General features: G+C 71.9%; 13 protein-coding genes. 2 read left to right on the top strand and 11 right to left on the bottom strand.

Annotated elements, in window-relative coordinates; genetic code table 11:
• Positions 1-302 precede the first annotated feature (302 nt).
• The 9 genes from ACWDCZ_RS12660 to eccD all read right to left on the bottom strand — a co-directional run bounded on the left by ACWDCZ_RS12660 (position 303) and on the right by eccD (position 11442).
• Positions 303-1988: a ribonuclease J gene (locus ACWDCZ_RS12660; protein WP_049651675.1), complete on the bottom strand. Its 1686-nt coding sequence runs from the start codon at positions 1986-1988 to the stop codon at positions 303-305.
• A 171-nt stretch (positions 1989-2159) separates the two neighbouring features.
• Positions 2160-3059 (bottom strand): 4-hydroxy-tetrahydrodipicolinate synthase, encoded by a 900-nt coding sequence (gene dapA, locus ACWDCZ_RS12655; RefSeq protein WP_049651676.1) that lies wholly within the window; start codon positions 3057-3059, stop codon positions 2160-2162.
• Between the two features lie 215 nt (positions 3060-3274).
• Positions 3275-4006 carry an FAD-dependent thymidylate synthase gene (gene thyX / locus ACWDCZ_RS12650; RefSeq protein ID WP_049651677.1) on the bottom strand — a complete coding sequence of 244 codons (732 nt, stop codon included), beginning with the start codon at positions 4004-4006 and terminating at the stop codon, positions 3275-3277.
• The gene (locus tag ACWDCZ_RS12645; RefSeq protein WP_049651678.1) at positions 4003-4461 is read right to left on the bottom strand and encodes a tetratricopeptide repeat protein; all 459 of its coding nucleotides are present in this window, start codon (positions 4459-4461) and stop codon (positions 4003-4005) included. Before ACWDCZ_RS12645 ends, thyX begins: the two co-directional genes overlap by 4 nt.
• 70 nt (positions 4462-4531) lie before the next feature.
• Positions 4532-5278: a 4-hydroxy-tetrahydrodipicolinate reductase gene (dapB, locus tag ACWDCZ_RS12640; RefSeq protein ID WP_117487805.1), complete on the bottom strand. Its 747-nt coding sequence runs from the start codon at positions 5276-5278 to the stop codon at positions 4532-4534.
• A gap of 47 nt (positions 5279-5325) precedes the next feature.
• Positions 5326-6678, bottom strand: a complete 1353-nt coding sequence (locus ACWDCZ_RS12635) for a M16 family metallopeptidase (protein WP_234348371.1) — start codon at positions 6676-6678, stop codon at positions 5326-5328.
• A 120-nt stretch (positions 6679-6798) separates the two neighbouring features.
• Positions 6799-9006 (bottom strand): polyribonucleotide nucleotidyltransferase, encoded by a 2208-nt coding sequence (locus tag ACWDCZ_RS12630; protein ID WP_049651681.1) that lies wholly within the window; start codon positions 9004-9006, stop codon positions 6799-6801.
• Positions 9007-9463: 457 nt separating this feature from the next.
• Positions 9464-9754 carry a 30S ribosomal protein S15 gene (rpsO, locus tag ACWDCZ_RS12625; protein ID WP_031072625.1) on the bottom strand — a complete coding sequence of 97 codons (291 nt, stop codon included), beginning with the start codon at positions 9752-9754 and terminating at the stop codon, positions 9464-9466.
• 227 nt (positions 9755-9981) lie between these two features.
• Positions 9982-11442 carry a type VII secretion integral membrane protein EccD gene (gene eccD, locus ACWDCZ_RS12620; RefSeq protein ID WP_049651682.1) on the bottom strand — a complete coding sequence of 487 codons (1461 nt, stop codon included), beginning with the start codon at positions 11440-11442 and terminating at the stop codon, positions 9982-9984.
• Positions 11443-11849: 407 nt separating this feature from the next.
• Between eccD and eccCa the strand changes: the two genes are divergently transcribed.
• Both eccCa and ACWDCZ_RS12610 read left to right on the top strand, forming a co-directional pair.
• Positions 11850-15794, top strand: coding sequence for a type VII secretion protein EccCa (gene eccCa, locus ACWDCZ_RS12615; protein ID WP_449815950.1), 3945 nt, complete (start codon positions 11850-11852; stop codon positions 15792-15794).
• Positions 15795-16262: 468 nt separating this feature from the next.
• Entirely contained in the window at positions 16263-17666 is a 1404-nt protein-coding gene (locus ACWDCZ_RS12610; protein ID WP_449815949.1) for an APC family permease, read from the top strand.
• A 237-nt stretch (positions 17667-17903) separates the two neighbouring features.
• Here ACWDCZ_RS12610 and ACWDCZ_RS12605 read toward each other — a convergent pair whose 3' ends face one another.
• Positions 17904-18296: a MerR family transcriptional regulator gene (locus ACWDCZ_RS12605; RefSeq protein WP_449815948.1), complete on the bottom strand. Its 393-nt coding sequence runs from the start codon at positions 18294-18296 to the stop codon at positions 17904-17906.
• A 16-nt stretch (positions 18297-18312) separates the two neighbouring features.
• The gene (locus ACWDCZ_RS12600) at positions 18313-19332 is read right to left on the bottom strand and encodes an MDR family NADP-dependent oxidoreductase (RefSeq protein WP_449815947.1); all 1020 of its coding nucleotides are present in this window, start codon (positions 19330-19332) and stop codon (positions 18313-18315) included.
• Positions 19333-19370: the final 38 nt, after the last annotated feature.

Genomic DNA, 19370 nt, shown 5'->3' with positions numbered 1-19370 from the left:
AAGGAACGGACGCTTCCTTCGGACCGCCTTCCAGCGGACCCTCCGGGCTTCGTTCTTTCGTGTTTCCAGCTTATCAGATGTTTTCCGCTCCGTTTTCCGGAGTTTCATTCATCCGATTTGCTTTCGCCTTTCGGCGCTCCCGAACTCTATCAGAGTCTTTCGGTCCGTTTTCCCCGGTCGTTCTCGAATTCGAATCCGAATTCGAGCCCGTTTCCGAGGGGCCGTCCCGTGGGGCAACCCGGAGAACATTACGCACCGGGTCGCCCCACGTCAAACCGGCCTCAGCCGGTCTTGAGCGAGCCTCAGACCTCGACGACGACCGGCAGGATCATCGGCCGGCGGCGATAGTTGTCCGCGACCCACTTGCCGATGGTCCGGCGGACCAGCTGCTGCACCTGACGGGGCTCCAGCACGCCGTCGCTCGCCGAGCGGTCCAGGCCCTCCTGGAGCTTGGCGACGACCGGGCCGAAGGCGTTGTCGTCGATGCCGGAGCCGCGGGCCTGGATGGTCGGGCCGCCGACGATCTTGCCGTTGGTCGAGTCGACCGCGACGAAGACCGAGATGAAGCCCTCCTCGCCGAGGATCCTGCGGTCCTTGAGCGAGGCCTCGGTGATGTCGCCGACCGAGGAGCCGTCCACGTAGACGTACCCGGCCTGCACCTTGCCGACGATCCGGGCGACGCCCTTCTCCAGGTCGACGCAGACGCCGTCCTCCGCGATGACCACGCGGTTGCGCGGCACCCCGGTGGCGATGCCCAGCTCGGCGGCCGCACGCAGGTGGCGCCACTCGCCGTGGACCGGCATCAGGTTGCGCGGCTTGCAGATGTTGAAGAAGTAGAGCAGCTCGCCGGCCGAGGCGTGGCCGGAGACGTGCACCTTGGCGTTGCCCTTGTGCACGACCTTGGCACCCCAGCGGGTCAGGCCGTTGATCACCCGGTAGACCGCGTTCTCGTTGCCCGGGATGAGCGAGGAGGCCAGGACGACGGTGTCGCCCTCGACGATGCGGATCTGGTGGTCGCGGTTGGCCATCCGGGACAGCGCCGCCATCGGCTCGCCCTGCGAACCGGTGCAGATCAGCACGACCTCCTTGTCCGGCAGGTCGTCCAGCTGCTTGACGTCCACGACCATGTTGCCGGGGACCTTCAGGTAGCCGAGGTCGCGGGCGATGCCCATGTTGCGGACCATCGAGCGGCCGACGAAGGCGACCTTGCGCTTGTACTCGTGCGCGGCGTCCAGCACCTGCTGGATGCGGTGCACGTGGCTCGCGAAGGAGGCCACGATGATGCGCTTGTCGGCGTTCGCGAAGACGTTGCGCAGCGCCGCCGAGATGTCCCGCTCGTGCGGGATGAAGCCGGGGACCTCGGCGTTGGTGGAGTCCACCAGCAGCAGGTCCATGCCCTCCTCCGCCAGCTTGGCGAAGGTCGGCAGGTCGGTCAGGCGACCGTCCAGCGGGAGCTGGTCCATCTTGAAGTCACCGGTGGCCACGACCATGCCGGCGGGGGTGCGGACCGCGACCGCCAGGGCGTCCGGGATGGAGTGGTTGACGGCGATGAACTCGCAGTCGAAGGGGCCGATGCGCTCGCGCTCGCCCTCCTTGACCTCCAGCACGTACGGCCGGATGCGGTGCTCGGCGAGCTTGGCCTCGATCAGGGCGAGGGTCAGCTTGGAGCCGATCAGCGGGATGTCCGGGTTCTCCCGCAGGAGGAAGGGGACGGCGCCGATGTGGTCCTCGTGCCCGTGGGTGAGGACGATGCCGTCGACCTTGTCGAGACGGTCCCGGATGTAGCTGAAGTCCGGGAGGATCAGGTCCACGCCGGGCTGCTCGTCCTCGGGGAAGAGGACGCCGCAGTCGATGATCAGGATGCGGTCGCCGTACTCGAGGACCGTCATGTTGCGGCCGATCTCGCCGAGGCCGCCGAGCGGAGTGATGCGGAGGGCGCCCTCCTTCAGTGCCGGGGGCGCGCCGAGCTCGGGGTGCGGGTGGCTCAAAAGACTCTCCTCACGACGCGCGCCATATGTCCGGGGTCCTCCCCCTGGAGACATATGGCGCGCGTACTCAGTGTCGTTTTCCTACTGGGTCTGTGCTCTCGCGCCTACGGTCCGGTCCAGCGGCGGACCCGGGGAGGTCCGGCGAGCCGGGGGCGCGCACGTCCGTGTCTGCTAAAGGTGTACCCCGCCGGAGGCGAGATCCTGCTTCAACCGCTCGATCTCCTCGGGCGTCGCTCCGACCAGCGGGAGTCGCAGCGGGCCGGCCGGCAGGCCCTGGAGTTCCAGCGCGGCCTTGGCGAGGATCACACCCTGGGTGCGGAACATACCGCTGAACACCGGCAGCAGGCGCTGGTGGATGCTCGTGGCCTTGACCACATCGCCCGCCAGGAAGGCCTCGACCATCGCCCGCAGGTCCGCCGCCACCACGTGCCCGACGACGCTGACCACGCCGACGGCTCCGACGGACAGCAGCGGCAGGTTGAGGATGTCGTCGCCGGAGTACCAGGCGAGGTCGGCGCGGGCGATGGCCCAGGCCGCGGCGCCGAGGTCGCCCTTGGCGTCCTTGTTGGCGACGATCCGCGGGTGCTCGCCGAGGCGGACCAGCGTCTCGTGGCTCAGCGCGACCCCGCTGCGGCCCGGGATGTCGTACGCCATGACCGGCAGGCCGGTGGCATCGGCGACCTCGGTGAAGTGCCGGTACAGGCCCTCCTGCGGGGGCTTGTTGTAGTACGGCGTGACGACCAGCAGGCCGTGCGCCCCGGCCGCCTCGGCCTGGCGGGCCAGCTCCACGCTGTGGTGGGTGTCGTTGGTGCCGACGCCGGCCACCACGTGGGCGCGGTCCCCGACCGCCTCGACCACGGCGCGGACCAGCTGGGCCTTCTCGGCGTCGCTGGTGGTCGGGGACTCACCGGTGGTGCCGTTGACGACGAGGCCGTCGTTGCCGGAGTCCACGAGGTGCGTGGCGAGGCGCTGGGCGCCGTCGAGGTCGAGCGCGCCGTCGGCGGTGAACGGGGTGACCATGGCGGTCAGGACCCGGCCGAACGGCGTCTGGGGGGTGGAGGTCGGAGCCATGCGTCCAAAGCTACTCGTAGGCGGTGGGGCGGTACCCATGCCGGTCCGGTGTTCGGACAGGTGCAGCGCATCGGTGGCGCGGACGTGGGATTCCGGTGCTGCCCGCTCGGGGGTTCGGGCAGCACCGGAATCCGTGTTCACGAATGTAGGGAGCGGCTAGAAAAGCCGCAATCCAGACATGCCAGACACTCTGCCCGTATGCCTGTCGTCCCAGGTCAGGGGGCGACCCGGCCGTGCTTCTCGAAGGCCGCATGGGTGAGCGGCATGAGCCGGGCCCACTGCTCCTCCATCTGCTCGGCGACCATCTCGATCTCGCGCTGCGGGAAGGACGGCACCGCCGAGTTCTCCCGCCGGGTGCGCAGCGACAGGAAGTGCATCAGCGAACGCGAGTTGCAGGTCGCGTACATCGAGGAGAACAGGCCCACCGGCAGCACCGCGCGGGCCACCTCGCGGGCCACCCCGGCGGCCAGCATCTCCTGGTAGCGGGCGTAGGACTCGACGTACGCGGCCTCCATGGCCGCGGTCGTGGTCCGATGCTGCTCCGGCGTGCCCTCGTGGAACTCGTACTTGCCTGGGCGGCCCTCCTGGACCAGCTTGCGCTCCTCGCCCGGGACGTAGAAGACCGGCTGGAGCTCACGGTAGCGGCCGGACTCCTCGTTGTACGACCAGCCGCTGCGGTGCCGGTGGAACTCCCGGAACACGAAGATCGGCGCGCTGATGAAGAAGGTCATCGAGTTGTGCTCGAAGGGCGTGCCGTGCCGGTCGCGCATCAGGAAGTTGATCAGGCCCTTGGACTTCTCCGGGTCCTGCTGGAGGGCCTCCAGGGACTGCTCGCCCGCGGTCGAGACCCGGGCCGCCCAGATGACGTCCGAGTCGGCGGCGGCGCTGCGGACCAGCTCCACCGTCACGTCGCTGCGGAAGCTGGGGGCCGTCGGTTCGTCGCTCACGCGTTACTCCTTGCGGGTTCGGTGCTGTGCAGCTTGATGGCGTGCTGCATGGTCTTGCGGGCGCGCGGGGTGTCGCCGGCGTCGGCGTAGGCCACGGCGAGGCGGAACCAGACCCGCCAGTCGCCCGGCGCGTCCTGTGCCTCGGCCTGGCGGCGGGCGAACACCGCGTCGGCCGAGGCCCGGTCGATCCGCCCGCCCTTGCTGCGCTCCAGCTCGTCCACCGGCAGGCCGCCCTCGGCCTCCAGCTCGCGGGCCAGCCGCTCGCTGTCCCGGCCGAAGCGGACGGTCTGGCGCAGGAACCAGACCCCGATCACCGGGATCACGAAGGCGCAGACCCCGATGCCGATGCCGAGCGGCTTGCCGGTGGCGATCAGCTGGACGCCCTCGCCCACGCAGACCAGGGCGACCAGCAGCAGCACGCCGGACAGGACGAAGAAACCGGTACGGGAGGTCATCGGGCCCCTCCGGGGATCAATACGGTCCGGTTCGGCGTGCTCTGGTACGGCACGGTCTGGTTCGACACTGTCACAGGTCCAGGAAGTGTTCGAGGCCGAAGGTCAGCCCCGGCGTCCCGACGACCTTGCGCACGCCCAGCAGGATGCCCGGCATGAAGCTGCTGTGGTGCAGCGAGTCGTGCCGGATGGTGAGCGTCTCGCCGGTGTCGCCGAACATCACCTGCTGGTGCGCGAGCAGGCCGCGCAGCCGCACCGCGTGCACCGGCACCCCGTCCACGTCGGCGCCGCGCGCGCCGGGCAGGCTGTGGGTGGTCGGGTCCTGCTGCGGCGGCCGGCCGGCCTCGGCCCGGGCGGCGGCGATCAGCTGGGCGGTGCGGGTGGCCGTGCCGCTGGGGGCGTCGGCCTTACGGTCGTGGTGCAGCTCGACCACCTCGACCGACTCGAAGTACCGGGCGGCGATCTGGGAGAACTTCATGCCGAGGATGGCGCCGATGGAGAAGTTCGGCGCGATCAGCAGGCCGAGCTCCGGGGCCTCGTCCAGCCAGCCGCGGACGGTGGCGAGCCGCTCGTCCGTCCAACCGGTGGTGCCGGTGACCACGTGGATGCCGTGGTGCAGGCAGAAGTCCAGGTTGCCCATCACCGAGTCGGGATGGGTCAGCTCGACGACCGCCTGGGCGCCGGCCTCGGTCAGCTCCTCCAGGTTCGACCCGCGGCCGAGGGTGGCGACCAGCTCCAGGTCCGGCGCGGCCTCCACGGCCTTGACCGCCTCGGAGCCGATCCGTCCCCTGGCGCCGATCACGGCGACACGCAGCGTCATGGCAAAAGTTCCTCTCACCTGGGATTCAGCGGATCCGGAAAAGCGGATCAGACCAGCAGATCGGCGAGCTTGGCGGCCCGCTTGTCGTTGACCGGGCCGATCAGGGCGAGCGACGGCCGGTACGCGCCCAGCACATCACGGGCCACCGCGTGGACGTCCTCCAGGGTCACCGCTGCGATGCGCTCCAGCATCTCGTTCACCGACAGGTGGTGCCCGTAGCTGAGCTCGGCCTTGCCGATCCGGTTCATCAGCGAGCCGGTGTCCTCCATGCCGAGCACGGTGGAGCCGGAGATCTGGCCGATCGCCCGGCCCAGCTCCTCCTCGGTGATGCCCTCCTCGACCACCTTGGCCAGCTCGGCGCGGCAGATCCGCAGCACCTCCTCGACCCGCTTGGGCTGGCAGCCGGCGTAGATGCCGAACAGGCCGCTGTCCGCGTAGGACGAGGAGTACGAGTAGACCGAGTACGCCAGGCCCCGCTTCTCGCGGACCTCCTGGAACAGCCGGGAGCTCATCCCGCCGCCGAGGGCCGCGTTGAGCACGCCCATCGCCCAGCGGCGCTCGTCGTGCCGGGGCACCCCGGGCACGCCCAGCACCAGGTGGGCCTGCTCGGTGGAGCGGTTGAGCACCTCGACCCGGCCGGCCGTGCGCAGCGCCTTGACGCCGCGGCGGGCCTCGGCCGGCGCCGCGGTGGACGCCGCCAGCAGCGGCGCGAAGGCCTGCTCGACCTGCTTGACCACCTTGCGGTGGTCGAGGTTGCCGGCCGCGGCGACGACCAGCTGCTCGGGCCGGTAGCGGCGGCGGTAGAAGCCGGCGATCTGGTCCCGGGTGAGCGTCCTGATGGTCTCCTGGGTGCCGAGGATCGGGCGGCCGAGCGGGCCGCTGCCGAAGATCACCTTGGCGAACAGGTCGTGCACCACGTCGCCCGGGTCGTCCTCGGCCATCGCCATCTCCTCGAGGATGACGCCGCGCTCGGACTCCACGTCCTCGGTGCGGATCAGCGAGCCGGTGAGCATGTCGCAGACCACGTCGATGGCCAGCGGCAGGTCGGTGTCCAGGACCCGGGCGTAGTAGCAGGTGTTCTCCTTCGCGGTGAAGGCGTTCATCTCGCCGCCGACCGCGTCCAGGGCCGCCGAGATGTCCAGCGCGCTGCGCCGCTCGGTGCCCTTGAAGAGCAGGTGCTCCAGGTAGTGGGTGGCGCCGTTGAGCTGCGGGGTCTCGTCCCGCGAGCCGACGCCGACCCAGATGCCGAAGGTCGCGGAGCGCACCGTCGGCAGGGTCTCGGTGACGACCCGAAGGCCGCCGGGGAGCACGGTGCGGCGCACCGTGCCGGCGCCGTCGACGCCCTTGAGCAGGGTCCGGGTCGTGCCGGGACGCTGCGTTACCGCCGGGGCCTGCGCCACGGGGGGTACCTCCAGAGGAAACGCACGTGCGGATGGGCACGTACGGACGAACGCGTGGACAACGGGGTGCGGCCCGCACGCCGTGAGGCGTACGGGCCGCGGGGGTCAGCTAGCGGCGCTTCACTCGGAAGCGGCCTCGCCGCCCTCCTCGCCCTCGATGACCGGGATCAGGGAGAGCTTGCCGCGCGGGTCGATCTCGGCGATCTCGACCTGGACCTTGGCGCCGACGCCGAGGACGTCCTCGACGTTCTCGACGCGCTTGCCGCCGGCCAGCTTGCGGATCTGCGAGATGTGCAGCAGGCCGTCCTTGCCCGGCATCAGCGACACGAACGCGCCGAACGTCGTGGTCTTGACCACGGTGCCCAGGTAGCGCTCGCCGACCTCCGGCATGGTCGGGTTGGCGATCTGGTTGATCGTGGTGCGGGCGGCCTCGGCGGCCGGGCCGTCGGCGGCACCGATGTAGATGGTGCCGTCGTCCTCGATCGTGATCTCGGCGCCGGTGTCCTCCTGGATCTGGTTGATCATCTTGCCCTTGGGGCCGATGACCTCACCGATCTTGTCCACCGGGATCTTGATGGTGATGATGCGCGGCGCGTTCGGGGACATCTCGTCGGGCGAGTCGATGGCCTCGTTCATCACGTCGAGGATGTGCAGGCGGGCGTCCTTGGCCTGCTTCAGCGCGGCGGCGAGCACCGACGCCGGGATGCCGTTCAGCTTGGTGTCCAGCTGGAGGGCGGTGATGAAGTTGCGGGTACCGGCGACCTTGAAGTCCATGTCGCCGTACGCGTCCTCGGCGCCGAGGATGTCAGTCAGCGTGACGTAGTGGGTCTCGCCGTCGATCTCCTGGGAGATCAGGCCCATCGCGATACCGGCGACGGCGGCCTTCAGCGGCACACCGGCGTTCAGCAGCGACATGGTCGAGGCGCAGACCGAGCCCATCGAGGTGGAGCCGTTGGAGCTCAGCGCCTCGGAGACCTGGCGGATGGCGTACGGGAACTCCTCGCGGGTCGGCAGCACCGGCAGCAGGGCGCGCTCGGCCAGCGCGCCGTGGCCGATCTCGCGGCGCTTGGGCGAGCCCACGCGGCCGGTCTCACCGACGGAGTACGGCGGGAAGTTGTAGTTGTGCATGTAGCGGCGGCGCGTCTCCGGGGAGAGCGTGTCCAGCTGCTGCTCCATGCGCAGCATGTTCAGCGTGGTGACGCCCAGGATCTGGGTCTCGCCGCGCTCGAACAGGGCCGAGCCGTGCACCCGCGGGATGGCCTCGACCTCGGCGGCCAGGGTGCGGATGTCGGTGACGCCGCGGCCGTCGATGCGGACCTTGTCCTTGATGACGCGCTCGCGGACGACCTTCTTGGTCAGCGCGTTGTAGGCGGCGCTGATCTCCTTCTCGCGGCCCTCGAACTCGGGCAGCAGCTTCTCGGCGGCCAGCGCCTTGACGCGGTCCAGCTCGTTGTTGCGCTCCTGCTTGCCGGCGATGGTCAGCGCCTGGGCGAGCTCGTCCTTGACGGCGGCGGACAGCGCGGCGAGGACGTCGTCCTGGTAGTCCAGGAAGACCGGGAACTCGCCGGTCGGCTTGGCGGCCTGGGCGGCCAGCTGCGACTGCGCGGCGCACAGGACCTTGATGAACGGCTTCGCGGCGTCCAGGCCCGAGGCGACGATCTCCTCGGTCGGCGCCTCGGCGCCGCCCTCGACCAGCTTGATGGTCTTGTCGGTGGCCTCGGCCTCGACCATCATGATCGCGACGTCGCCGTCCGGCAGGACGCGACCGGCGACGACCATGTCGAAGACGGCCGACTCCAGCTCGCTGTGGGTCGGGAAGGCGACCCACTGGCCGTTGATCAGCGCGACGCGGACGCCACCGATCGGGCCGGAGAACGGCAGGCCCGCCAGCTGGGTGGAGGCGGAGGCGGCGTTGATCGCGACCACGTCGTACAGGTGGTCGGGGTTGAGCGCCATCACGGTGACGACGACCTGGACCTCGTTGCGCAGGCCCTTGACGAAGGACGGGCGCAGCGGGCGGTCGATCAGGCGGCAGGTGAGGATCGCGTCCTCGGAGGGCCGGCCCTCGCGACGGAAGAACGAGCCGGGGATGCGGCCCGCGGCGTACATCCGCTCCTCGACGTCCACGGTCAGCGGGAAGAAGTCGAAGTGCTCCTTCGGCTGCTTGGACGCGCTGGTGGCCGACAGCACCATGGTGTCGTCGTCCAGGTAGGCCACGGCGGAGCCGGCGGCCTGACGGGCCAGACGGCCGGTCTCGAAGCGGATGGTACGGGTGCCGAAGGAACCGTTGTCGATCACGGCCTCGGCGTAGAACACGTTCTCTTCCACCTGGAAGATCTCCTCTTTCGTACGTCTCCGGGAGAGCGTCCCCGCGTACTGCCTGCGGTGGGCCCCGGGCCCTCCTCGGGGAGGGCGGCAGTCGGGCCGGTCTTCGATCGAAGCCTCCGGAGTGCCCCGCTCGGTCTGCGGGGGTTCCGACGGCCACTACCGAGGACCGGCGCCTCACGGCTGCCGGGCCCGGAAGGGCGGTCCGCGTCTGGACGCTCTCTCGGATGCGGGCGGCTTCCGTTTGAAGCCTTCGTCCCGCGGGGGGGGGTTGGGTCCTTCTGCCCGGGTGGCGCGCTGGTGCGCCATCACCCGGCATGCCCACAACCCTACGGTGCAATCCTCGGCCACCTGGGGAGGTGCGCGCGAGTTGTTATCTGCGGGCGCCGCGGCTCAACGGCCGCGGCATACGCGCGAGGGGCGGCTCCCCGGTGTGGGGAGCCGCCCCCGAGCGGCGGTCTTAGCGGGCGCCACCGGCGGCACCGCGGCGGATGCCCAGGCGGTCGACGAGCGTACGGAAGCGCTCGATGTCCTTCTTGGCCAGGTACTGCAGCAGGCGGCGGCGCTGGCCGACCAGGATCAGCAGGCCACGACGCGAGTGGTGGTCGTGCTTGTGGGTCTTGAGGTGCTCGGTCAGGTCCGAGATACGACGGGAGAGCATGGCCACCTGGACCTCGGGGGAACCGGTGTCGCCCTCCTTCTGGCCGAACTCGGCGAAGATCTGCTTCTTGACGTCAGAGGCGAGAGCCACTGCAACTCCTTCAGGGTCTACCGAGCGGTCCTGGTCGACAACACAGGACTCATCGAGAACTCGGTGTCGCGGGCGCGGCCGGCGGTCGTCGACCCACGGGGGGCGGACACACGGCTGCGCTCGAAGGCCAAGCGTACCAGTGCCGCCCACCCGGCCGTTCGGCGGTCGGGCGGGCGGCTCCGGGGCCGGTTCCGGGGCCTCCGCGGGCGGCTCCGGGGGGCCTGCGGTCAGCTGGTGGCGCCGCGGACCAGCCGGTAGACGTCCAGGACGGCGAGCGCCAGCGGGACGAGCGAGATCAGGGTGAGGCTGTCCACCAGGTCCAGGATGCGCCCCCAGAACGGGGAGACCCCGAGCCGCGGCACCACCAGGGCGATCGCGGTGAGCAGCGCGGCGCCGAAGGCGATCGAGGCGGTCAGCCAGATCGTGCGCAGGTCGAGCTCGGTGGTGGAGCCGGCCGCCCGCAGGAAGAACTGCGGGGTGTGCAGGGAGAGCCCGACGATCAGCAGGCTCAGGCCGAGCAGGCCGGCCACGGTGAGGCTGAGCACCTGCGCGGTGTAGCGGAACAGCCGGGCGCGCAGCATGGTGGTCAGGCCCAGGGCGAGCGCGAGCACCTCCGGGAAGGTCTCGTCGGTGAAGCCGAGGACGGCGCAGGCGCCGACCACGACCGCGGCGCAGCCGCCGACCAGGCCGACCAGCACCTCGTGCCCGCGGCGGGCCTGGTGCGCGATCCGCTCGTACTGGACGGCCTCGGCGCGCTCGGCCTCCTCGTCGTAGTCGCGGCTGCGGGTGCGGGTCTGGCCGGGGGCGCTGAAGCCGACCGGCAGCCGGGCGAATCGGGCGGAGAGGCTGGGCAGGAAGCCGACCACGGCGACGGCGGCGACGCCGGTGACGGCGGCGATGTGCCCGGCCGGGGTCTCCGGCAGCAGGACGGCCGCGAAGGTGGCGAGCGCGCCGGCGGTGGAGACCAGGGCGGCGGCGACGAACACCGCGTCCTTCTCCGGCAGCAGGCCGGCCAGCAGTACGGAGACCACCAGGGCGGCGACGCAGCCGACCAAGAACTGGAGCCGGCCGGGGCCGTCCCCGAGGTGGGCGACGGCGATCACGCCACTGCCGCCGATCATGGCGTGCGGCAGCGCGCCGAGGCCGAGCGCGACGGCCGCGTGGGCGTCCTGGTAGACCCGGGCGCGGACCCCGGCGAGCGCGGTGAGCACGACGGCGGTGACGCCGGCCAGCACGCCGGGCAGGCCGTGCATGTCGTGGCGCAGGTCGGAGAACCAGAGCGCGAAGCCGAGCAGGGTGAGCAGCACCCCGGCGCCGATCAGGCCGAAGCCGCGCATCAGCTCGGCGGTCCAGAACCGGCGGTCGGCCTCGACGGCGCTGGCGATCGCGTCGGCGACGTCGTCGTAGACGGCCGGCGGGAGCGACTCGGCGAAGGGGCGCAGCGCCAGCAGGTCGCCGTCGCGGACCTGCTGGGCGGCCAGCGGCAGCCCGCTGTCGAGCACCGTGCCGTCCCGGCGGACCAGGTGGAAGCCGGTGGGGGTGCCGTCGGGCTGGCTCTGGTTGGCCAGCCGCAGCACCTCGGGGTAGACGTCCGCGAGCGGGACGTCCTCGGGCAGGGCGACGTCGATCCGGCGGTCCGGGGCGACGACGGTCACCCGGCAGTAGCCGGTGGCGGCCGCGGTGCTCACGCTCCCACCCCGCTTCGCCCGGCAGGCGCTCCGCCCACTGCGCGGTGTTCGATGATGAGCTCGCTCCGCTCACTCATGCCCGCACCTCGATCCTTCGACGCACGTGGCGCTCCCCCTTGTTGACGGTGCCGAGGCCCGGCGGCGCTCGGTGTTGCTGTGGAACCGGCCCGACCGGGCCGCGAGTTGGCGCGGCGTTACCCTACCCGTTCGGTTCGTGTCCGGTGCCGGTGCGTACCGGGCCCTGGCGGGCGGTGCGGGGGCGACCGTTAGGATCGGCGCCTGCGCAGAGGTACGGGGGCTGCGCTGGGTGGGGCGTCCCCAGTCACCGGATTCCCGTACGGAGCGTGCGCAAGTCACGTGAGGGCTGATGCCGAAGTGATCGATCGACGCCGCGGGGTGGATGACACATGGGTGTGATCACGGTCAAGCGACCGGCCAGGGCGTATCCGCCCACCGTGCCGGACGAACCGGTGGAGCTGGTGAGCCCGCCCGAACTGCCCCGGCAGGGCGGCGAGGACTGGCTGATGAGCATCCTGCCGATGCTGGGCATGGGCGGATCGGCGGTGTTCTTCTTCTCGCCGGGGGCCGCCGCACCCATGAAGATCATGGGCGGTCTGATGATCGCCTCGACGGTCGGCATGGTGCTGGCGCAGATCGTCCGGGCCCGCAAGGGCGGCTCGACCGCGATGGCGGACGAGCGGCGCGACTACCTGAAGTACCTCCAGCAGACCCGCCGCCAGGTGCGCCGCACGGCGGAGCGCCAGCGCGGCGCGCTGCTGTTCCTGAACCCGGCCCCGGACCAGCTCTGGTCGATCGTCGAGGACGGCCGCCGGCTGTGGGAACGGCGCACCGGGGACGGCGACTTCGCGCAGATCCGGGTGGGCCTCGGGCCGGTGCAGCTGTCCACGCCGCTGGTGGCGCCGCAGACCGCGCCGATGGACGAGCTGGAGCCGCTGTCGGCGGCCGCGATGCACTCCTTCCTGAAGGCGCACGGCACCCTCCAGGACCTGCCGCTGGCGGTCTCGCTGCGGGCGTTCTACCACATCACGGTGTGCGGGGACCCGGACTCGGTGTACGGGAACGTGCGCGCGATGATCGCCCAACTGACCACCCTGCACTCTCCGGACGACCTGATGGTGGCGGTCGCGGCCGCGCCCGGCGCGGCCGAGGAGTGGGAGTGGACCAAGTGGCTCCCGCACAACCAGCACCGCAAGGAGGCCGACGGCGCGGGCTCGCGCCGGCTGTTCGCCGCCGACCTGGGCGACCTGGAGTACCTGCTCCAGGACGAGCTGGCCGGCCGCCAGCGCTTCGTGCGGGAGGTGGCCCCGCCGGCCGACCAGCCGCACCTGGTGGTCGTCATGGACGGCGCCGGGGTGCCGCACGACTCGCTGCTGGCGAGCCCGGAGGGCGTGCAGGGCGTGACGGTCATCGAGGTGGTGCCGGGCGAGGTCGACGAGCCCAGCGGGCACCTGATGGTGACGGTCAACGCCGAGGAGCTGGTGCTGCGCTCGGCCTCCGGCGCGACGTACACCGGCAAGCCGGACCTGCTCTCGGTGTGGCAGTCCGAGGCGCTGGCGCGGCAGTTGGCGCCGTACCGGATCTCGGCCGGCGGGGACGACGAGCCGCTGCTGTCCAACCTCGACTTCACCGACATGATGAGCTCGGGCGACCCGGGCTCCTTCGACGTGGCCCGCAGCTGGCGCCCGCGCGCCCAGCACGAGCGGATGCGGGTGCCGATCGGCGTCGGCGCCAACGGCGAGCACGTCTACCTGGACATCAAGGAGGCCGCGCTGGAGGGCATGGGCCCGCACGGCCTGTGCGTCGGCGCGACCGGCTCCGGCAAGTCGGAGCTGCTGCGCACGCTGGTGCTGGCGCTGGCGATGACCCACTCCTCGGAGATCCTGAACTTCGTCCTCGCCGACTTCAAGGGCGGTGCGACCTTCTCCGGCATGGCGGACATGCCGCACACCTCCGCGGTGATCACCAACCTGGAGGGCGAGCTCACCCTGGTCGACCGCATGCGCGACGCGATCGAGGGCGAGCTGCACCGCCGCCAGGAGCTGCTGCGCTCGGCGGGCAACTACGCCAACATCCACGAGTACGAGCGGGCCCGGGCGGCCGGCGCGGCGCTGGACCCGCTGCCCTCGCTGGTGCTGATCATCGACGAGTTCTCCGAACTCCTCAGCGCCAAGCCCGACTTCATCGAGATGTTCATCCAGATCGGCCGGATCGGCCGCTCGCTGGGCGTGCACCTGCTGCTGGCCTCGCAGCGCCTGGAGGAGGGCAAGCTGCGCGGCCTGGACACCTACCTGTCGTACCGGATCGGTCTGCGCACCTTCTCGGCCGCGGAGTCCCGGGCGGCGATCGGCGTACCGGACGCCTACCACCTGCCTCCGGTCCCGGGTGTCGGCTACCTGAAGTTCGGCGAGGACGTGATGGACCGGTTCAAGGCCGCCTACGTCTCGGGGCCGTACCGGGCGCCGGGGCAGCAGCGGTCGACCGGCGGGCGGCGGGTCGACACCCGCCCGGTGGAGTTCACCGCCGCCTTCGTGGACCTCCCGGACCCGGTGGAGGTGGAGGTCGTCCCGCAGGCCCCGGAGCAGGACGACGCGCTGGTGGACACCGTCCTGGACGTCTTCGTCCAGCGGATGGCCGGCCAGGGCCCGGCCGCGCACCAGGTGTGGCTGCCGCCGCTGGAGGAGGCGCCGAGCATGGACCACCTGCTGCCGCCGCTGCAGGTCGTGCCGGAGCGCGGGCTGACCGCGCCCGGCTACCCGGCGGGCCGGCTGCGGGCGCCGATCGGCATCGTCGACCGGCCGCGCGAGCAGAAGACGGACATCCTGGAGGTCGACTACGCGGGGGCGGCCGGCCACGGTCTGATCGTGGGCGGCCCGCGCTCCGGCAAGTCGACCGTGGTGCGCACCATGGTGGCCTCGTTCGGCCTCACCCACACCCCGCTGGAGGCGCAGTTCTACCTGCTCGACTTCGGCGCGGGCAGCTTCCAGTCGCTGGGCGGGCTGCCGCACGTCGGCGGGGTGGCCGGGCGCCTGGACGTGGACAAGGTGCGCCGGATGGTCTCCGAGGTGCACGGGGTGCTCAACCGGCGCGAGGAGCTGTTCCGGGCCGCCGGGATCGACACCATCGCCACCTACCGGGCCCGCCGGGCGGCCGGCCGGCTGCCGGACGAGGCCTTCGGCGACGTCTTCCTGGTGATCGACGGCTGGAACACCTTCAAGCAGGAGTTCGAGGGCCTGGAGCCGGTCATCGGCGACATCGCCCAGCGCGGCCTCGGCTACGGCGTGCACCTGGTGATCACCGCGGCCCGGTACGCCGAGGTGCGCCCGGCCCTGAAGGACCTGCTGCAGAACCGGACCGAGCTGAAGCTCGGCGACGCGATGGAGTCCGAGGTCGACCGCCGGGTGGCGCAGAACGTCCCGTCGCTGGCCGGGCGCGGCATCACCCCGGAGCGGCTGCACTTCCTGTCCGGCCTGCCCCGGCTGGACGGCTCCTCCTCGGTGGAGGACCTCCAGAACGGCGTGGCCGGGCTGGTCGCCGCCGTCGACGGGGCCTGGACCGGCCCGCGCGCCCCGCAGGTGCGGATGCTGCCGGCCGTCCTGGACGGCCACGCGCTGCCGAAGGGCTTCGAGCACCCGGAGCGCGGCGTCGCCTTCGGCGTGGACGAGGCGGAGCTGGCACCGGTCTTCGTCAACTTCGAGACCGACCCGCTGTTCATCGTCTTCGGCGACACCGAGTCCGGGAAGTCGGCGGTGCTGCGGATGCTGATCAAGCAGATCACCGAGCGGTACACCCCGGACCAGGCCGGCATCGTGGTCGGCGACTACCGGCGCGCGCTGCTCGGCACCGTGCCGCCGGAGTACCTGGTGGAGTACGCGGCCGCGCAGCCGGCCATGGCGGCCATCGTGGACATGCTGCGCGGCGCCTGCTCGCGCCGCCTGCCGGGCCCGGACGTGACCGCCGAGCAGCTGCGCAACCGCAGCTGGTACAGCGGCAAGGACATGTTCGTGATCGTCGACGACTACGAGCTGGTCGCGACGAGCTCGGGCAACCCGCTGGCCCCGCTGGCCGAGTTCCTGCCGTTCGCCCGCGACATCGGCCTGCGGGTGATCGTGGCCCGCAGCGCGGGCGGCGCCGGCCGTTCGTTGTACGAGCCGGTGCTGCAGCGGATGCGCGAGCTCGGCGGCCAGGGCGTGATCCTCTCCGGCAACCGGGACGAGGGCGCGCTGCTGGGGACGGTCAAGCCGCAGGCGCTGCCGCCGGGCCGCGCCGTCTTCGTGTCACGCCGCGTGACCAGCGGGCAGATGGTCCAGACGGGCTGGCTGCCGGTGGCGTAGCCGCGCCGGCCGTCACGGACGGTGAGCGAAGGGGTCGGACTCGTGGAGTCCGGCCCCTTCGGCGTCCCGGGTTCCGAAACGTTACCTAGATCTTTCCGGGCGGGGGCTGCGGTTCCCGTACCCCGCCGGGGAGTTGCCGGGCGCCTCAGGGGCACCTGGGCGTATCACCGCTCACTCGAAGTACGACCTTGGAATCGCGGTCCGCCCTCTTTGTTCACCTTCGATTCAATTGCCATGTGGCCAAAGTAACAAGTCGGACAAAGCTGGCAATGACCGACCGTGATCATCGGATCGTATGTCTATGCCGTTCACCGCAACGGATTCCGAAGCAGTTCCGGCGTTGACGCGATCAATACGCCCAAGGTTCCATGGCGGCCAGGGAGCGCCTGGAACCGGACACCGAGCAACCAGCCAGCGGAGGCGATACCGCTCCCACCCCAGCACCGCACAGAGCCGATCGGAAGCCACATGACCGACACGCTTCGCCCGCCACAGACCGTAGCCGCCCCCGCGGCCGAGGCGGCAGCGCCCCAGCAGCTCAAGCGCTCGATCGGCGTCGTGGGCGGCACCCTGCTCACGCTGTCCTGCGTCACCCCCGCCTCGACGCTCTTCGTGATCGTGCCGGAGCTGTTCTCCAGCATCGGCAGCGCCACCGCGCTGGCCATCGCGATCGGCACCGTGCTCTGCGTCGCGGTCGCGTTCTGCTACTCCGAACTCGGCACCCTGATCCCCAGCGCCGGCGGCGAGTACGCGATGGTCGGCACCCTGGCCGGGCGGCTGATGGGCTGGCTGGTCTTCGTGCTCTCCCTGATCGTGGTGATGATCGTCCCCTCGGTCATCGCCCTCGGCACCGCCGACTACCTCGCGCCCGTCCTGCACCTCGACAAGGCCATGACCGGCGCCGCCGTGATGCTGGCCGCCACCCTGGCCGGCCTGCTCGACCTGCGCGCCAACGCCTGGATCACCGGCGTCTTCCTGGTCCTGGAGGTCATCGCGGCCGGCGTCGTCTCGGTGCTCGGCTTCGCCCACACCAACAGCGACGCCCCCAGCCTGCTGCACGGCGTGGTCACCGGGGACGGCGGCGCCACCACCACGGTGAGCGTCGGCGCCATCGTCGGCGCGCTCGGCATCGCCCTGTTCATCACCCAGGGCTTCTCCACCGCCGTCTACCTGTCCGAGGAGCTGGAGAACCCGCGCCGCAACGTCTCGCGCACCGTGCTGTGGACGCTCGGCATCTCCTCCGCGATCATCCTGGTCCCGGTCGTCGCGATCACCATGGGCGCCCCCGACCTGCAGACCCTGGCCTCCGGCGACATCTCCGGCATGGTCACCGCCTGGAGCAACTCCGCGGTCGGCACCTTCATCAGCCTCTGCGTCGCGCTGGCCATCATCAACGCCGGCATCGTCATGGTCATCCAGAACTCCCGGGTGCTGTTCGCCTCCGCCCGCGACAAGGCCTGGCCGGAGCCGGTCAACAAGGCCTTCGGCACCCTCGGCCGGTTCGGCTCGCCGTGGATCGCCACCCTGGCGGTCGGCCTGCCCGGCGCCGCGCTCTGCTTCGTCAAGGGCGAGCTGCTGAGCAACATCACCGGCGTCGCCGTCACCGGGATGTACCTGCTGGTCGCGATCGCCGCGCTGCTCTCCCGCCGCGGCCACCACAAGCACGCCGCCGCCTGGCGGATGCCGCTGTGGCCGGCCGTCCCGGTCGTGCTGATCGCCGTCCTGGTCTACGTGATGACCAAGCTGGACACCGAGCCCCTGCTGTGGACCGGCGGCATCACCGCCGCCGCCACCCTCTACTGGCTGTTCTACCTGCGCCCCCGGCAGGACACCCGCTGGGTGATCAGCCTCCCCGAGGACCAGCAGGACTGACCCCCACCCCTCCCCCACACGGCGGTGCCCCGGGCCTCCCCCCCGGCCCGCGGCCCCCCCGGCACCCCGCGAGGGTGAGAGGGGGCCCCGCGGGGGGGGGGGGGCCCCCCCCCCCCCCCCCGGGCCCCCCCCCCCCCCCCCCAACCCCCCCCCCCCCCCCCCCCCCCCCACCCCCGCCCCCCCCCGTCGCGAGGTGCCGGGCGAGTCCGTTGCGGAGGCCGGTGACCCGGGCGTCCGTCAGTCCCCGGCCGGGACGTCCACGCCGCCGGTGGCGATGTGGTGGGCGAGCCTGGCGCGCAGCGCGGTGAGGCGGGCGATCTCGGCGTCCAGCGCGGCCAGCCGGGCGTGGACGACGGGGGCGAAGGTGTCGGGACCGGGGGAGCCGGAGCAGCGCACCGGCGGGTCCTGGTCGAGCAGGTCGAGGCGGTGGGCCCGGCTGGCCAGGTCGTCCACCGTCAGCCCGGTGGCGAGGAGTTGGCGGATCACCCGGACCCGGGCGACCTCGGCGTGGCCGTACTCGCGCTGGCCGGAGGCGGAGCGGGCGGGCGGTCGGAGGAGGCCGCGCTGTTCGTAGAAGCGCAGCGCCCTGGGTGTGGTGCCCGCCGCCGCTGCCGCGTCCCCGATCCGCATGCCCGCTCCCTGGTCGTCAGAGTTCCACGACGGTCGTCCCGAAGGTGTCCCCGGTGAACAGTCCGGTCAACGCTCCGACGGCCCGGTCGATGCCCGCCACCGGCGTCCGGGGCAGGACGATCTCCCCGGCGCGCAGCCAGCCGGCCAGGCGCTCCCGCCACTCGGCCTCCAGGTCCGGGTGGTCGAGCACGGTGAAGCCGCGCAGGCTCAGGCCGAGGGTGGCGACCCGGAAGGCGTCGATCACGGCGGGTGCGTCGCCGCCCCGGCGTTCCGGTGCGAGCTGGCCGTCCAACGCGCCGACCAGGGCGAACCGGGCGCCGTGCCGGGCCGCGTCCACGGCGGCGGTCAGCTGCTCGCCGCCGACCAGGTCCAGCACGACGTCGACGCCCTCCGGTGCCGCCGCGGCCAGTTGCCCGGCGAAGGGCCGCCCGCCGGGCACCAGCGCCGCGTCGTAGCCGAGTTCGGCGGTCAGCCGCTCCGCCTTGGCGGGCGAGCGGGTGGTGCCGATCACCCGGGCGGCGCCGAGCAGCCGGGCGACCTGCCCGGCCACCGTGCCGACCGCGCCGGCCGCGCCGGTCACCAGCACCACGTCGCCCGGGCGCACCCCGGCGGAGCGGGTCAGCCCGCCGTAGCCGGCCGAGGCGGCGGAGACCAGGGCGAGCGGGTCCGGGAAGTCCGACGGGACGGGGGTGAAATGCGCGGCCTCGGCGAGCGCGTGGCTCCGCCAGCCGTTCAGGTGGGTGACCAGGTCGCCGGGGCGCAGCGGCCCGTCCTCCGGTGCGGCCAGCACCTCGCCGAGGGCGGGCCCGAACAGCGCGTCCCCGGGGGCGATGTGCGGCATCGGCAGGCCGGAGCCCACGCCGCCGATCAGCGTGCGCAGCCCGGGGAAGACCAGGAAGGCCCGGTTGCGGACGAGCACCTCCCCGGGGCCGGGCGCCGCCAGCGGCTCCTCGGTCACGGTGAAGTCCCCGGGGGCGGGCAGTCCGGCCGGTGCGGCGGTCAGCCGGACGACGCGGGCGGTGGTGGGCAGGGCCATGGCGGCACTCCTCTGAGCGGGCGGGGGAGGCGGCGGCG

The sequence above is a fragment of the Kitasatospora sp. NPDC001225 genome (genome assembly GCF_053597855.1).
This window is presented reverse-complemented; position numbering and strand designations above follow the sequence as displayed.

Bases quoted from the DNA above. Each gene is read 5' to 3' on its own strand.
- dapA (WP_049651676.1), bottom strand. From the start codon at position 3,059: ATGGCTCCGACCTCCACCCCCCAGACGCCGTTCGGCCGGGTCCTGACC.
- ACWDCZ_RS12645 (WP_049651678.1), bottom strand. From the start codon at position 4,461: ATGACCTCCCGTACCGGTTTCTTCGTCCTGTCCGGCGTGCTGCTGCTG.
- dapB (WP_117487805.1), bottom strand. From the start codon at position 5,278: ATGACGCTGCGTGTCGCCGTGATCGGCGCCAGGGGACGGATCGGCTCC.
- eccCa (WP_449815950.1), top strand. From the start codon at position 11,850: ATGGGTGTGATCACGGTCAAGCGACCGGCCAGGGCGTATCCGCCCACC.
- ACWDCZ_RS12610 (WP_449815949.1), top strand. From the start codon at position 16,263: ATGACCGACACGCTTCGCCCGCCACAGACCGTAGCCGCCCCCGCGGCC.
- ACWDCZ_RS12605 (WP_449815948.1), bottom strand. From the start codon at position 18,296: ATGCGGATCGGGGACGCGGCAGCGGCGGCGGGCACCACACCCAGGGCG.
- ACWDCZ_RS12600 (WP_449815947.1), bottom strand. From the start codon at position 19,332: ATGGCCCTGCCCACCACCGCCCGCGTCGTCCGGCTGACCGCCGCACCG.